The sequence below is a fragment of the Phytohabitans flavus genome (assembly GCF_011764545.1).
GTDB classification, from domain to species: domain Bacteria; phylum Actinomycetota; class Actinomycetes; order Mycobacteriales; family Micromonosporaceae; genus Phytohabitans; species Phytohabitans flavus.
In genome coordinates this window covers 2,700,682-2,715,898 of the sequence record NZ_AP022870.1, presented here as the reverse complement: position 1 = coordinate 2,715,898, position 15,217 = coordinate 2,700,682, and the positions used below count along the sequence as shown (strand labels likewise).

General features: G+C 70.5%; 11 protein-coding genes and 2 pseudogenes. 8 read left to right on the top strand and 5 right to left on the bottom strand.

What is annotated here, in order from left to right:
* The first annotated feature begins 8 nt into the window (after positions 1-8).
* Positions 9-1,385: a glycosyl hydrolase family 18 protein gene (locus Pflav_RS11840; protein ID WP_173036188.1), complete on the top strand. Its 1,377-nt coding sequence runs from the start codon at positions 9-11 to the stop codon at positions 1,383-1,385.
* Positions 1,386-1,446: 61 nt separating this feature from the next.
* Here the strand turns inward: Pflav_RS11840 and Pflav_RS11835 are convergent, their stop codons facing one another.
* The 3 genes from Pflav_RS11835 to Pflav_RS45280 are packed head-to-tail and all read right to left on the bottom strand — an operon-like array spanning position 1,447 to position 5,789.
* Complete coding sequence (locus tag Pflav_RS11835) at positions 1,447-2,415, bottom strand: aldo/keto reductase (RefSeq protein WP_173036186.1); 969 nt, start codon at positions 2,413-2,415, stop codon at positions 1,447-1,449.
* A 57-nt stretch (positions 2,416-2,472) separates the two neighbouring features.
* Positions 2,473-5,106: a discoidin domain-containing protein gene (locus tag Pflav_RS11830; protein ID WP_232071273.1), complete on the bottom strand. Its 2,634-nt coding sequence runs from the start codon at positions 5,104-5,106 to the stop codon at positions 2,473-2,475.
* Positions 5,088-5,789 (bottom strand): hypothetical protein, encoded by a 702-nt coding sequence (locus tag Pflav_RS45280; protein ID WP_232071271.1) that lies wholly within the window; start codon positions 5,787-5,789, stop codon positions 5,088-5,090. The genes Pflav_RS11830 and Pflav_RS45280 overlap by 19 nt, the downstream gene beginning before the upstream one ends.
* Positions 5,790-5,901: 112 nt before the next feature.
* On the opposite strand from Pflav_RS45280, the gene Pflav_RS11825 reads away from it, so the two are divergent.
* From Pflav_RS11825 to Pflav_RS11815, 3 genes are all read left to right on the top strand, one after another.
* Positions 5,902-7,002, top strand: a complete 1,101-nt coding sequence (locus Pflav_RS11825) for a M24 family metallopeptidase (protein WP_232071269.1) — start codon at positions 5,902-5,904, stop codon at positions 7,000-7,002.
* Positions 7,003-7,028: 26 nt separating this feature from the next.
* The gene (locus Pflav_RS11820) at positions 7,029-8,156 is read left to right on the top strand and encodes an acyl-CoA dehydrogenase family protein (RefSeq protein ID WP_173036181.1); all 1,128 of its coding nucleotides are present in this window, start codon (positions 7,029-7,031) and stop codon (positions 8,154-8,156) included.
* A 67-nt stretch (positions 8,157-8,223) separates the two neighbouring features.
* A complete protein-coding gene (locus Pflav_RS11815; protein WP_173036180.1) occupies positions 8,224-8,682 on the top strand; it encodes an Lrp/AsnC family transcriptional regulator in 459 nt (152 codons plus the stop codon).
* On the opposite strand, the gene Pflav_RS11810 is transcribed toward Pflav_RS11815, so the two are convergent.
* On the bottom strand, positions 8,660-9,226 hold the full coding sequence (locus Pflav_RS11810; RefSeq protein WP_173036178.1) for a histidine phosphatase family protein: 567 nt from the start codon (positions 9,224-9,226) through the stop codon (positions 8,660-8,662). The genes Pflav_RS11815 and Pflav_RS11810 overlap by 23 nt on opposite strands.
* Positions 9,227-9,369: 143 nt before the next feature.
* Here Pflav_RS11810 and Pflav_RS11805 point away from each other — a divergent pair, with 143 nt between their 5' ends.
* The gene (locus Pflav_RS11805) at positions 9,370-9,564 is read left to right on the top strand and encodes a CsbD family protein (RefSeq protein ID WP_173036176.1); all 195 of its coding nucleotides are present in this window, start codon (positions 9,370-9,372) and stop codon (positions 9,562-9,564) included.
* 58 nt (positions 9,565-9,622) lie between these two features.
* Here the strand turns inward: Pflav_RS11805 and Pflav_RS11800 are convergent, their stop codons facing one another.
* On the bottom strand, positions 9,623-10,957 hold the full coding sequence (locus tag Pflav_RS11800) for a KamA family radical SAM protein (protein WP_173036174.1): 1,335 nt from the start codon (positions 10,955-10,957) through the stop codon (positions 9,623-9,625).
* A 78-nt stretch (positions 10,958-11,035) separates the two neighbouring features.
* Here Pflav_RS11800 and kdd point away from each other — a divergent pair.
* The 3 genes and pseudogenes from kdd to kamD all read left to right on the top strand — a co-directional run bounded on the left by kdd (position 11,036) and on the right by kamD (position 15,192).
* Positions 11,036-12,080: pseudogene (kdd, locus tag Pflav_RS11795) on the top strand (L-erythro-3,5-diaminohexanoate dehydrogenase).
* Positions 12,077-13,592: pseudogene (locus Pflav_RS11790) on the top strand (amidohydrolase). Before kdd ends, Pflav_RS11790 begins: the two co-directional pseudogenes overlap by 4 nt.
* A 49-nt stretch (positions 13,593-13,641) precedes the next feature.
* Positions 13,642-15,192: a lysine 5,6-aminomutase subunit alpha gene (gene kamD / locus Pflav_RS11785; RefSeq protein WP_173036172.1), complete on the top strand. Its 1,551-nt coding sequence runs from the start codon at positions 13,642-13,644 to the stop codon at positions 15,190-15,192.
* Positions 15,193-15,217 lie beyond the last annotated feature (25 nt).

Here is a 15,217-nt window from a genome sequence, read left to right as displayed (position 1 = left end):
GATCGTCGATGTCACGAAGGGCCCTGACCGCCCTGCTCGGCGCGGCCACGACCGTGGCCGCCGCCGCGCTCGTCGCGGTGCTCAACCCGGGCGCCTCGAGCGCCGCCGTGCTGCCGAACGGCTTCAAGAGCGTCGGTTACATGCCGTCCTGGTCCGGCAACGTCAACAGCATCCAGTACGGCAAGCTGACCCACATCAACTACTCGTTCGCGCTGCCGAACGCCAACGGCACCATCCAGCCGGTGGAGAACATCCCCAAGCTCCAGCAGCTCGTCTCGCTCGGCCACGCCAACAACGTCAAGGTGCTCATCGCCGTCGGCGGCTGGAACGACGGCAACGACTCGGCCTTCGAGACGTTCGCGGCCAGCGCGGGCGGGCGGACGACGTTTGTCAACACGATGGTCAACTTCGTCACCCAGTACAACCTGGACGGTGTCGACATCGACTGGGAGTACCCGGACCCGGGTACGTCGGGCAACAATTTCACCGCGCTGATGCAGCAGCTCAGCACCGCCATGCACAGCCGTGGCAAGCTGCTCACCGCGGCGGTCGTCTCCGGTGGCAGCACCGCGAACGGCGTGCAACCGGCCGTCTTCGGCTACGTCGACTTCCTCAACATCATGACGTACGACGGCGGCACCCCCCACGCCGGCTACGACTGGGCGGTCAGCAACGTGAACGCCTGGAAGGCGCGTGGCCTGCCGGCCAGCAAGACCGTGATGGGCGTGCCGTTCTACAGCCGGCCCGGCTACTACACGTACGCCAACCTGGTGTCGATGGACCCGGCCAACGCCAACCGCGACTGCACCACCGCCGGCGGCGCCCAGCAGTGCTACAACGGCATCCCGACGGTGAAGCGCAAGACGCAGTACATGATGGCCAACGGCGGCGGCATGATGAACTGGGAGCTGTCCCAGGACGCCACCGGCGCCAACTCGCTCGTGAGCGCCATCTACGAGGTGGCCACGGGCGGCGGCGGCAACCCGACCACCCCGCCGCCGGGCGGGCGTACCGGTCAGATCCTCGGCATCGCCAACAAGTGCGTCGACGTGGCGGCGGCCAGCTCGGCGAACGGTACGGCGATCCAGCTGTACACCTGCAACGGCACCACCGCTCAACAGTGGACGGTCAGCGGCAGCACGCTCCGCGCGCTCGGCAAGTGCATGGACGTCGCGGCGGCGGGTACGGCCAACGGCACGCTGGTGCAGCTCTACGACTGCAACGGCACCGGCTCGCAGGTGTGGCAGGCGCAGTCCAACCTCACGCTGCGCAACCCGCAGTCCAACAAGTGCCTGGACGCCACCGGCAACAGCTCGGCGGACGGCACCCGGCTCCAAATTTGGGACTGCTTCGGCGGTGCCAACCAGCAGTGGCGCCTGCCGTAGGAGGCGTCGCCGGAGCAAACGGGCCGCGCTCCCGCACATGGGGAGCGCGGCCCACACATGCTCAGACGTGCCCGGCGATGGCGTGCGGCACGTACGGCGCTTCGAGCGCGGCCGCCTCCTCGTCGGTGAGCGTGAGGTCCGCGGCGGCGATCGCGTCCTCGATGTGCGGGAGCTTCGTGGCGCCGACGATCGGGGCGGTCACGGCCGGCTGGCGCAGCAGCCAGGCGAGCGCCACCTGCGCGCTGGGCACGCCGCGCCGCTCGGCGACCTCCGCCACCGCGTCCGCGACGGCGAAGTCGGTGCCCTGGTACAGCTGCTTGAGGAAGGCGTCGGACTCCGCGCGGGTGGTGCCGCCGCGGCCCGCCCGGGCCAGCACGCCGCGCGCGAGCGGGCTGTACGGGATCACGCCGACGCCCTGGTCGAGGCAGAGCGGGAGCATCTCCCGTTCCTCCTCGCGGTACGCAAGGTTGTAGTGGTTCTGCATGGAGACGAACCGGGTCCAGCCGTTGACCGTGGCCACGTGCTGTGCCTTCGCGAACTGCCACGCCCACATGCTCGACGCGCCGATGTAGCGGGCCTTACCGGCCTTCACCACGTCGTGCAGCGCCTCCATCGTCTCCTCGATGGGCGTCTCGCGGTCCCACCGGTGGATCTGGTACAGGTCGACGTGGTCGGTGCCGAGCCGGCGCAGCGAGGTGTCGATCGAGGCCATGATGTGCTTGCGGGACAGGCCGCGATCGTTGGGGCCGTCGCCGACCGGGTGGTACACCTTCGTGGCCAGCACGTAGTCCTCGCGCCGGTCGAAGAGCGCGCCGAGCAGCTTGCCGGTGATCTCCTCGCTGGCGCCCAGCGAGTACATGTCGGCGGTGTCGAAGAAGGTGACCCCGAGCTCCACCGCCCGCCGCACGATCGGCTCGGCGCGGTCGTAGTCGAGCACCCATTCGCGCCATTCCGTCGAGCCGTAGCTCATCATGCCGAGGCAGATCCGCGAGACCTTGAGGCCGGTCGAGCCGAGACGCACATAGTCCATGATCTACACCCTATGCCGGTGGCGGCGCGGACCGCGCCGCCACCGACCTGGCAGGAGCTATGCCGGTGCGTACGCCTTCACCTCGAGCAGGCCGACCGAGTCGGCCGCGCTCGTGAGCACCACCCGCAGCTGCGTGGTACTTACCGTGGCGAAGGTGACGTTGTTGTACTGGTTACCCGCGACCGGGTAGCCGCTGGCGCCGGCCACGTCGACGAACGCGCTGCCGTTCCAGTACTGGAGCTTCCACGAGGCGGGCAGGTCGATGCCCTGGCCGTCGTCGAAGAAGTACACCTCGGCCCGGTTCAGCGAGACCGCCGAGGGCCAGGTGAGCTGCGCCCACTGCTCGCCCTCGTTCGGCCAGGTGCCCCACCGCGGGTTGGCGGTGTCGTTGGACGACGGCGGGTCGATGCCGTCGTTGATCGCGGCCACCGTCTCCCAGGACGAGGTGTACGACGCGGACGGGGTCGCCGAGCCCGCGATGTTGCCGGTCGGCGGGTCCGGGTTGGGATCGGGGTCGGGCACGGTACCGCCGCGGTTGTACGCCTTGACCTCGGTCAGCCCCGCCTTCGAACCTGACGCGTGGGTGAGCTGTACCCGGATCCGCTGGGTGGTCACCGGCGCGAACCGCACGTTGTTGTAGTTCGCCCGCGGCGCGGACGGCGTCTTCACCTGCGAGCCGGCGTTGGTCCAGGTGCTGCCGGACAGGTACTGCACGTTGTACGAGGCCGGCGCCCGGTAGGTGGCGTTCTGCGGCCGGCTGTCCCGGAAGTACAGCCGCAGCTCGTCCACCGTCCGCGACTGCCCGAAGTTGATCTCGTACCAGTCCTGGGTGTTCGGCGACCCCGCCGCGCCCCAGATCGGGTCGTTGATCGTGAAGCCGTCGACTGCCGCGCCGGTCGAGGTGCCCGAGGCGGTGAACGACGCGGTCGCGGTCGTGCCCTGCGCCAGGTTCGGCAGCGTGGAGGTGAGGTCGGCGCCCGCCTTGGCGAACATGTCCACCAGCCGCGTGCTGGTCTGGGCCACCGCGTTCGGCGCCTTCACCGACGACGTGGTGTTGAACAGCAGCGAGCCGCCGGCCGGCAGCGACACCGCGCCGGTCGCCGGGTTGTAGACCGCGCGGGTCAGCCGGTCCACCGTGAACGCCCGCTGCCCGTTGACGAACACCGAGTAGCCCTGGGGCACGCCCGGGTACCGGGTCACGCCGTCGGCCGGGTCGTCCCACACGATCGAGAGGTCGCTGTCGCGGTACCGCAGGTTGTTGACCGCGAAGTGCGACCAGCCGATGTTGATCGGCCAGAGCTCGACCTGCGCGTCGTTGCGCGGCCGCAGCCCGGCGACGTCCTCGATGACGGTCCAGTTGCTGCTGCCGAGGATGTTGTGGTGGATCCACGAGCGGTACTGGATGCTGCGGGACGAGCCGTTCCAGTCGGCCCAGAACTCGTTGGCGTCCGGCCAGGCGGTGTTGCCGCCGACGTACTGCGCCCAGACGTTCCAGTACAGCAGCTGCTTGTAGTTGTCCGCGGTCATCCACTGGTTGGGGTAGTTGCGCAGCGCCGAGGAGTACAGCCGGAACTGCACGGTCGAGTTGATCGTGGAGAAGTTGTTGCTGCCCGGCTGTCCGGCCGCGGCGGCTGCCGCCTTGTCCACCTGGTTCGCCGTGTAGAACGGGAAGATCGGGTATTCGGCCGGGTTGTCGAACAGGCGCAGCGCCTGCCGGTACTGGTCGGTGTTCGGCATCAGCCCGACCGCGTACGGGTAGTAGTTGTTGATCTCCTTCCACGGCACCAGCGTGTTGGTGGCGACGTGCCGGTGCTGGAGGAGCTGGCTCGACGAGTTCCAGAGCTGGTTGATGATGCCGTTCTGCACGCGGGTGGCGATCGCCTGCATCTCGCTCGCCTTGGTGGTGCCGCCGAGCAGCGTGTACGCCTGCGCGGCGGCGAGCGCGTTGCTGTACACGTACGCGCCCTCGGCCCGGTCCAGCCAGCCCGAGCGCCAGTGGAACGACACCGCGTCCGCGTCGTTGCCGGTCAGTGCGCCCCAGTCGTACTCGATCACGCCGTCGTTGTCGTGGTCGTAGAAGGAGAGCTGCCCCTTCACGTCCTGCTCGGCGTACCGGGCGAAGTTCGCCAGCATGGCCGGCTGTCCACCGTGGATCTGGTACGCCCGCCAGCCGGCCTCGGAGATGTACTGGGTGTACGAGTTGGACCAGTTCGCCGGGTCACCGGGGTTGTCCAGGTACCGCCCGTTCCGCGAGACGGAGCCGACGTTGAGCCAGTTGCCGTACGCGTACTTGGGGTCGCGCAGGTACTTCAGGTCGTCGATGTGCATCGGCTGGGTCAGCACGATCGCGTTGTTGTAGCCCAGCGCGCCCTCGACGGAGGTGGGGAATTGGAACGTCTGCCCCGGGATGTCGCCGTCGAAGTTGTTGAACCGCATCAGCCACCAGCGGTAGTAGACGTTCTTCTTGATAGCCGCCTCGGGCACGTCGATGTACGGCACGTTGTCGGCCCACCAACGGTTGTACGCGCGCACGTGGGTGGCGAACGCGGTGGCGTTGTTGAACCCCCGGTAGCTGTTGTACTCCGACAGCGACTCCGGGATCTCGTTGACGACGAAGCCCATGACCACCTTGGCCTCGACGGTCTGCCCAGCGCCGACGGTGACCGAGCGGTTCAGACCGCCGCTTGACACCGCGAACCCGCTGTCGCCGCCCAGCCGGGGAAGAGCGTCGTCAGGCTGTTGTACGACGCGCGCTGCCCGGTCAGCTCGGTGCCGCTGGCCGTGGTCGCGTACGGCGAGGTGGCCCGCAGTTGCAGCGTCGTCGAGGCGGTACCGGTGTTGGTGATCGCCAGGTTGGTGACGAGCGCGTTGTTGTCCGTGATGAACTTGGTCTGGTTGACCCGGATCGAGCCGGACGTGTGCACGCTGCGCCAGTGGCTGGGCGCCTGCCAGCGCTGCGACACCTGCTCGGTGAACGTGCCGGGCGTGATCGCGACCGAGTACGCGGCCTGGTCGCTGATGCTCTCGAAGTAGGCGACCCGGCCACCGAAGCCGATGACCGAGGGGGAGTGCACCTTCATGAACGCGCCGCGGCCGCGGGTCATCAGGATGCCGCCGTCCGCGTCGGACGGGTCGCTGCCCGAGCGGGACAGCAGCCGGTCGACCCAGAAGTCGGTGCCGGCGCTCTCCGCGTCGTAGATGGCCCGCATCATGTTGCCGTTGGTGTACCCGACCGGCGGCTGCGGGACCGCGGGACCGGAGAAGGTGGGTAGGCCGATGGTCTGCGCGGCGCTGGCGGGTGAGGCCAGCAGCGAGGCCGCGAGGACGGCGACCACGCCCGCACCAAGATTTTTACGGGAGAAGACTTTGCGCATCGCGTATCTCCTACAAGGGAACCGGGCGGGACCGGTGCGAGACCGGTGGTGAGCGACGCCGCCCGGCCGCGCTCACGTGATGCGTAGGGGGAGCGTACATTACGCTCGCCGCGTGCTCTACCCACCGGAACGCCTTGCGCACGCTCAGAAAGCGATCGCCGCGGCTGGCCTCGACGCCCTCTTGGTCACGCCCGGCTCCGACCTGCGGTATCTCACCGGGTACCACGCCCACGCGCTCGAACGCCTGACCTGCCTGGTGCTGCCGGCCGAGGGCCAGGCCACGCTGATCGTGCCGCGCCTCGAGCGTCCCGCGGCCGAGGCGTCGCCGGCACCCGGCACGGGAGTTCTCGTCGTCGACCATCAGGACGGCGACGACCCGTACCCCCTGGTGAAGCAGGCGCTCAGCGGACCGGCACGTGCCGTCGGCCTGTCGGACCGGATGTGGGCCGTGCAGGTCCTGGCCCTGCGCGACGCGCTGCCGGCGGCGCGGCAGCGCCTGGCCAGCGAGGTGCTCGCGCCGCTGCGGATGCGCAAGACGCCGGCGGAGGTGGCGGCGCTGCGCGAGGCCGGCGCGGCGATCGACGCGGTGCACGCGCGGATGGGCGAGTGGCTGCGCGCCGGCCGCACCGAGGCCGAGGTCGGCGTGGACATCGGGCGGGCGATCCGGGAGGCCGGCCACGAGACGGTGGACTTCGTGATCGTCGCCTCCGGTCCGAACGGCGCGAGCCCGCACCACGCCACCTCCGACCGGGTGATCGCGCTCGGCGACCCGGTGGTCGTGGACATCGGCGGCACGATGCCGTCGGGCTACTGCTCCGACTCGACCCGGACCTACGTGGTGGGTGACGCGCCCGCGGACTTCGCTTCGTACTACGAGGTGCTGTTCGCGGCCCAGCGGGCGGCCGTCGCGGCGGTGCGCCCGGGCGTGTCGGCGTCGTCGGTGGACGCGGCCGCCCGTTCGCTGATCGCCGAGGCCGGGTACGGCGACGCGTTCCTGCACCGCACGGGCCACGGGATCGGGCTGGACGGGCACGAGGAGCCGTACATCGTGGCCGGCAACGCGCTGCCGCTGGAGCCGGGCATGGCGTTCTCGGTCGAGCCGGGGATCTACCTCGCTGGGCGGCACGGGGCGCGGATCGAGGACATCGTGGTGTGTACGGCCGACGGCGTCGAACGCCTCAACACGCTTTCTACATCGTTAGTGGAGCTGTAACCCTAACGAACGTTAACCTATGGGGTATGGATCGTCTCCTGCCCACCCCCGAGGCGTACGAGTTGCTGGACCTCACCCGCGAGCTGGCCGACGGCGAGCTGGCCCCGCGGGTGGACGACTTCGAGGCGCGCGGCGAGTTTCCGCGCGAGGTGATCCGCACGGTCGGCCGCGCCGGCCTGCTCGGCCTGCCCTATCCCGAGGAGGTCGGCGGCTCCGGCCAGCCGTACGAGGTGTACCTCCAGGCGTTGGAGATCCTCGCGGGCCGGTGGCTGGCCGTCGCGGAGGCCGTCAGCGTCCACACGCTGTCCTGCTTCCCGGTGTACGCGCACGGCGGCGAGCAGCTGCGCAAGTTCCTGCCCGACATGCTCGGCGGCGAGCTGCTGGGCGCCTACTGCCTGAGCGAACCCCAGGGCGGCTCGGACGCGGCGTCGCTGACCACCAAGGCGGTCCAGGACGGCGAGGCGTACGTGGTGAGCGGCACCAAGGCCTGGATCACCCACGCCGGGCGAGCCGACTTCTACAACGTCTTCTGCCGTACCGGCGGCCCGGGCCCGCAGGGCATCTCGTGCCTGCTTGTCGACGCCGCCACGCCGGGCATCGCGGCGCTGGCCCGGGAGAAGACGATGGGCCTGCGCTCGTCGCCGGTCGCCCAGCTCGCCTTCGACGGGGTCCGCGTCCCGGCCGACCGCCTGGTGGGCACGCTGGGCAGCGGCTTCAGGATCGCCATGGCGGCCCTCGACGCCGGCCGGCTCGGCATCGCGGCGTGCGCGGTGGGCCTGGCCCAGGCGGCGCTCGACTACGCGGTCTCGTACGCGCGGGAACGGGAGCAGTTCGGCAGGTCGATCCTGGACTTCCAGGGCATCCGCTTCATGCTCGCGGACGCGGCCACGGGCGTGGCGGCGGCACGGGCGCTGATGCTGTCGGCGGCACGGCTGAAGGACGCCGGCCGCCCGTACTCGGCCGAGGCCGCGAAGGCCAAGCTCTTCGCCACCGACACGGCGATGAAGGTGACGACGGACGCGGTACAGGTGCTGGGCGGCTACGGCTACGTGGCGGACCACCCGGTGGAGCGGTACATGCGCGAGGCCAAGGTCCTCCAGATCGTCGAGGGCACCAACCAGATCCAACGCCTGGTGATCGCCAAGTCCCTGTAGGTTTTGTCGGGATGCCGATCGGCGTCGCGGGCCGTCCGGCATCCGCGGCCGGTGTAGTTTTCTCGCCGTGGAGGAGATCGACCGCGCCATCGTCGCGGCGTTGACCGCGGACGGCCGCCTGTCGTACACGGACCTGGCGGAGCGGGTGGGGCTGTCGGTGTCCGCCGTGCACCAGCGGGTGCGGCGGCTCGAGCAGCGCGGCGTCATCAAGGGGTACGGCGCGCGGGTGTCGTACGAGGCGCTGGAGCTGCCGCTGAGCGCGTTCATCGCGATCCGGCCGCTCGACCCGTCCCAGCCCGACGACGCGCCCGAGCGGCTGTCCCACCTGCCCGAGATCGACTCGTGCTACTCGGTGGCGGGCGAGGACTTCTACATGCTGCTGGTGCGCGTGGCGAGTCCGGCCGCGCTGGAGCGGCTGCTACAGCAGATCCGCACCGCGGCGAACGTCACCACCCGCACGACCGTGGTGCTCTCCACGCCCTACGAGGGGCGGCCGCCGCGGGTCATGAATTCCAATGGTGGATGACGGGTCGGCGGTGCTCGTACCCCAGTACCGAGATCGTGGCGGTGTCCAGCCGCAGCTTGCCGCCCCCACTCGGCGGTAGGTCGACCCAGCGCGCGCCGGCCACCCGCAGCGCGTGCCCGTGGCCGACGAGCGCCACGTCACCCCGCTCGGCGGCCACGCGCGCTTTCGCGAGGATCCGGTCGAGGCGCGCACCCACCTGGTAGGGGGACTCGCCGCCGGGGCAGCCGTCGGTCCACAGGTTCCAGTGTGGATCGCGGGTGCGGTGGATCTCGTCGGTGGTGATCCCCTCGTACTCCCCGTAGTCCCACTCCGCCAGGTCGGCGTCCACCTCGGACACCGTGAGCCCGGCGAGCTCCGCGGTGCGCAGGGCCCGCTTGCGCGGGCTGGAGAAGACGGCCACGAACGCCCGGCCGGCGAGGCGGCGCCCGGTGACACGGGCCTGTTCCTCGCCGTCGGGCGTCAGGTCGATGTCGGTGTACGACGTGTGCCGGTGCGACGCACTCCACTGGGTCTGCCCATGACGCACGAGAACGACTTCGCCCACGCCGTCCAGTCAACCAGAGCGCCCAGGTACCTAGCATCCTAGGACGCCTTACAGGTTATGCCTCCGTACACAAGACACGGGTTTTCAGCGAGCCGGGCACGGGCACATCGAAGACAGGAGTGAGCTACCGAGAAGGAGTGACGATGAGCTTCGCGGATAAGGCACGCAACAAGGCCGAAGAGCTCAGGGGCACCGTCAAGGAGCGGATCGGCGACGCCACGGACAACGAGAGCATGCGGGCCGAGGGTCGCGGTGAGCGCGCCCAGGCCAAGGCCAAGCAGGCCGGCGAGCATGTGAAGGACGCCGGTCGGCAGGCGCGGGACTCGTTCCGCGGCTGACAGCGGCGAATCGACTTATGCGGGCGTCCCTTGTGGACGCCCCGCGTCGTCTTGTGCGCTACGCGCTCTGCTCCTGCTTGCGCCACCACTTCTGACCGGATTCGGGCAGGGTGTCGATCGGGTCGTAGTACGGGTAGCGGCGGGCCAGCGCCTCGTCGTCCTCCTGCTCGATGGAGGTGCGGTAGTTCTTGGTCCAGTACGAGATGCCGTGCTCGCGGTCGTACTCGGTGACCATGTGGACCCAGCGCTTGCCGACCAGCGGTACGTCGCACACGATGCGGGGCGTGGCGTAGCCGGGCAGGTAGCCCATGATGTCGTGCTGGAGCTCCTGGGCCTGCCAGACGGGCACGCGCCAGTGCTCGGCGTTGGGGATCATGTCGCACATGTAGAAGTAGTAGGGCAGGATGCCGGCCTCGCCTTGGAGCGCGAAGCACAGGTCGAGCAGGTCGGCCCCGGTGGCGTTGACGCCGCGCATGAGGACGCCCTGGTTGCGTACGTCGCGGACGCCGACCTCCAGCGCGGTCTGCGCGGCGCGCGCGACCAGCGGGGTGAGCGAGTTGGCGTGGTTGACGTGGGTGTGGATGGCGAGGTTGACGCCGCGGCGGGCGGCGGTGCGGGCGACGCGTTCGAGTCCCTCGACGACATCGGGCTGGAGCCAGTGCTGCGGTAGGCCCATGAGTGCCTTGGTGGCGAGGCGGATGTCGCGGATCGTCTCGATGTCGAGCAGGCGCATGAGGTACGACTCGAGGTGGCGCCAGGGCACGTTGGCGACGTCGCCGCCGGATACGACGACGTCGCGGACGCCGGGGTGGGCGCGCAGGTAGGCGACGTGCGCGTCGTACCTGTCGGTGGGTTTGAGGGTCAGCTTGAGCTTGTCGACGGCGGGTGTGGAGTTGCCGACGAGGTCCATGCGGGTGCAGTGGCCGCAGTACTGCGGGCAGGTGGAGAGCAGCTCGGCGAGGACTTTGGTGGGGTAGCGGTGGGTGAGGCCTTCGGCGACCCACATGTCGTGCTCGTGCAGGGAGTCGCGGGTGGCGTGCGGGTGGGACGGCCAGTCGGCGCGGCGGTCGGAGCCGACCGGGATCATGTACCGCCGGACGGGGTCGGCGTAGAACGCCTCGGTCGACTCCACCGACATGGTGTTGAGCATCTGCGGCGTCACGAGCATCGACATCGTCGCGGATGCCGCCTGGTCGGCGAGCAGGTCGTCGTAGAAGGAGTCGGCGATGAGGTCGCCGAGGACGGCGCGGAGCTGGCGGGCGTTCTTGATGCAGTGGACGCGTTGCCACTGTGCGGACTCCCACTGCTCGCGGGTGATGTCGCGCCAGCCGGGGAAGCGGGCCCAGTCGGGCTCGACGAGCTCGCGCCGGCGGTATTCGTACGGCTGCCCCACGCTCGGCCCCCAAGCTAGAAATCATCCCGTGATCTGGTTAATCTACCGTAAGATTTCCCGTGGAAGAGGGCAAGGCTGATGAGTTCACCGGTCGGGTTGCATCGTGTTCTGGCGCCGGCGGGCGTGCTGCCGCAGGCGGCGGAGCGCCTCGACGCGCGTCCGGAGATGGGCGCCGACGAGGTGCGGATCGCGGTGGAGCGGCTCAACCTGGACGCGGCGAGCTTCCGGCAGCTGTGGGAGAAGCACGGCGGTGACGGTGACGCGGTGCGGGCCGAGGTCTTGGAGATCGTCGAGCGGCGGGGCAAGATGCACAATCCGGTCACCGGTTCGGGCGGGATGCTGATCGGGACCGTGGACGCGGTGGGTCCGCAGTCGCCGCTGGGGCTCAAGCCCGGCGACCGGGTGGCCACGCTCGTCTCGCTGACGCTGACGCCGCTGCGCATCACGGGTACGACCTGGGACGGCCGCAGCGAGCAGGTCCCCTGCTCGGGCCACGCGATCCTGTTCGCCCGCTCGGTAGCCGCCGTCCTCCCCGACGACCTGGACCCTCGCCTGGCGCTGGCGGTGCTCGACGTCTGCGGCGCTCCCGCGCTGACCGCGCGCGTCGTCCGAAGTCGATCAGGGACTTCGTGGAGCGGCGCGCCGGGCGACACGCGGGGCCGAGCGTCGCGGTGCTGGGCGGCGCGGGCAAGAGTGGGTCGCTTTCGCTTGCGGCGGCTCGGGACGCGGGGCTGGGCGTTCCGTCGGCGTGGTTCGGGATGAGGCGGAGGCGGCGCTTCTGCGCGGTGCCGGCCTGGCCGACGAGGTTGTCGTCGCGGATGCCCGGGATCCGGTGGCGGTCGCGGCGGCGGTGGGTGAGCCGGTCGACGTGACCGTGGTGTGTGTGGACGTGCCGGGGTGCGAGCACGGGGCGATCCTGGCGACCGCGGCGGGCGGCACGGTGATCTTCTTCTCGATGGCGACGAGCTTCGCGGCGGCGGCGCTGGGCGCGGAGGGGCTCGCGGCGGATGTCACGATGCTGGTCGGCAACGGGTACGTGCCGGGACACGCCGACTACGCCCTCGACCTGGTGCGCAAAGTCTCCGCCGTGCGGCGGCTCTTCGAGGGCAGACTGAGCCCATGACTGCCATGACCACCTTGTACCTCGGCGGGAACGTCTACAGTCCCGCGGACCCGACGGCGACCGCCCTGCTGGTGCGCGACGGCGTGATCGTGTGGGTCGGGCCGGACGCCGACGCGCCTTCCGCCGACGTCACCGTGGATCTCGACGGTGCTCTTGTCACGCCGGCGTTCGTGGACGCGCACGTGCACGCGACCGACACCGGGCTGGCGCTGGCTGGCCTGGATTTGAGCGGTGCGCGTTCGGCGGCGGAGGTGCTGGCGGCGGTGGCGGCGTTCGCGGAGGGGCTGCCGGGCGACGCGGTGGTGCTGGGGCACGGGTGGGACGAGACGACGTGGGTGGACCAGGCCAAGCCGGAGGCGGCGGCGCTGGAGCGGGCTGCGGGTGGGCGCCGGGCGTACCTGTCGCAGGCGTCGATCCACTCCGCGCTGTGTACCCCCTCGTTGCTCGCGGCGGCGCGCGGCACGCCGGGCTTCGACGAGTCGGGTTGGGTGCGCCGGGAGGCGCACCACGTGGTGCGGGAGCTGGCGCTCGGCTCGATCCCGGCCGTCCAGCGGACCGAGGCGCAGCGGGTGACGCTGGCGCGGGCGGCGGAGCTGGGCATCGCGGCGGTGCACGAGTGCGGTGGGCCGGGTACGTCGAGCGAGGCCGACTTCACGGGGCTGCTCGCGCTTTCCGGGCAGGGGCTGCCGGAGGTGTACGGGTACTGGGGTGAGCTCCTCGCGGCTGCCAAGGCTCGTGATCTGGGGCGGTGGGTGCGGGCGGTGACCTGTACGCGGACGGGGCGCTGGGCTCGCAGACCGCGCACCTGTCCGAGTCCTATCTGGACACCGATGGGTGCGGCCACGGCTATGTGACCGCCGAGCAGGTGCGTGACCATCTGCTGGACTGTGCGGCGCACGGGATCCAGGGCGGGTTCCACGCGATCGGGGACGCGGCCATCGGCACGGTGCTGGCCGGGTTCGCGGAGGTGGCGCGGAAGCTGGGTGTGGAGAAGCTGCGGGACGCCCGGCACCGGGTCGAGCATGCCGAGATCATGAACAAGCGGCTGATCGCGGGTTTCGTGGAGTACGGGATCGTGGCGAGCATGCAGCCGGCGTTCGACCGGCTGTGGGGTGGCGAGTCGCAGATGTACGCGCAGCGGCTGGGCGTGACGCGGTCGTTGGAGTCGAATCCGATGGGCGCGATGCACGGGGTGGGCGTGGCGTTGGCGTTCGGGTCGGACTCGCCGGTGACGCCGCTGGATCCGTGGGGCAGTGTGCGGGCGGCGGTGCGGCACTTCAACCCGGTGCAGCGGATGAGTGTGCGGGCGGCGTTCGCGGCGCACACCCGGGGCGGGTGGCGGGCGGTGCACCGGGACAACGACGGGGTGTTGGCGCCGGGCGCGTCGGCGACGTTCGCGGTGTGGTCTGTCTCCGGTGGTCTGTCGAAGGGCCTGCCCGAGCTGTCCCGGACGGCGCGCTGCCGGTGTGCCGGCGCACGGTGCTGCGCGGAGACGTGATCTACGAGGGGTGATGCGCTCCCCGGGCGTGGCCCGGGGGTGCCAGTTGGAGGTGTGAGGCGGATGGGCAAGCTCGGTCTGGACCCGACGACCGTCGCGCGGGCGCGGGAGCTGGCGGCCGAGGCCGGGCGGCCCGTGGTGGATCTGGCGCGGTCGCACACGACGGTGTCGGTGGAGCGGGCGGTGCTGCGGCTGGCGGGTGTGTCGGGCGCTGACCCGGATGGCATCCCGTGGGTGAACCGCCTTGTCGACGCGGTTGTCGCGGACGTGGGGCTGGGTCATGGGGTGGCGGTGCCGGTGTTCGACGCGCTGCTGCGGGAGGGCGTCGAGGATGTCACGCTGCTGGCGCAGAAGGCGGCGGCCGGGTCGGTGCGGTTCGCGGTACCCGCGAAGTCCGGTCCTGCCCGCCGGGCATCGCTGCGGCATGTGCGGGCCGGCCTGCGGCGGGTCGACCGGCGCCGCGCCGAGCGGGACCGTCTCGTCAGGCGGCACGGGGACGCCCCGCGCCGCCCCTGGATCTACCTGATCGTGGCGACCGGCGACATTTTCGAGGACATCCCGCAGGCGCAGGCGGCCGCCCGGGCGGGCGCGGACGTGATCGCGGTGATCCGGTCGACGGGGCAGTCGCTGCTGGACTATGTGCCGGAGGGGGCGACGCGGGAGGGGTTCGCCGGCACGTACGCGACGCAGGAGAACTTCCGCTTGATGCGGGCCGCGTTGGACGAGACGTCCGCGCAGCTCGGGCGGTATGTGCGGTTGACGAACTACGCGTCCGGGCTGTGCATGCCGGAGATGGCGGTGCTGGCCGGCCTGGAGCGGCTGGACATGATGTTGAACGACTCGATGTACGGGATCCTGTTCCGGGACATCAACCCCATCCGGACCTTTGTGGACCAGCGCTTCTCCCGGCAGGTGCACGCGCGGGCCGGGATCGTCATCAACACCGGCGAGGACAACTACCTGACGACGGCGGACGCGGTCGAGGCGGCGCATACGGTGACGGTGTCCCAGCTGTTGAACGAGTACTTCGCGCACGAGGCGGGGCTGGCCGACTGGCAGCTGGGGTTGGGGCACGCGTTCGAGATCGACCCGGACCTGCCCGACTCGTTCCGGCTGGAGTTGGCGCACGCGCTGTTGGCCCGGGAGCTGTTCCCGGACGCGCCGCTGAAGTGGATGCCGCCGACCCGGCACATGACGGGTGACGTGTTCCGGGGCAACCTGCTGGACGGTTTCTTCAACCTGGTGGGTGCGATGACCGGGCAGGGCATCCTGCTGGTCGGCATGATGACCGAGGCGGTGGTGACGCCGTGGCTGTCCGATAGGGACATCGCCCTACAGAACGTGCGGTACGTGCTCGGCGCGGCCGGCGGCCTGCACGAGGACTTCGTGCCGGCGCCGGGTGGTCTGATCCAGAAGCGCGCGCACCAGGTGCTGGACGAGGCGGTGGAGCTGCTGTCGCGGATCGCGTCGGGTTCGCTGCTGGAGGCGATCGCCAACGGCACGTTCGGCATCATGAAACGCCCGGCCGACCGCGGCAAGGGCCTGGACGGCGTGGCCGCCCACGAGCCCGGCTACTACAACCCAGCGACCGACCTCCTGGAAGACAGGAGCTGATTCTTGCGGTTTACTTGCAGGATGA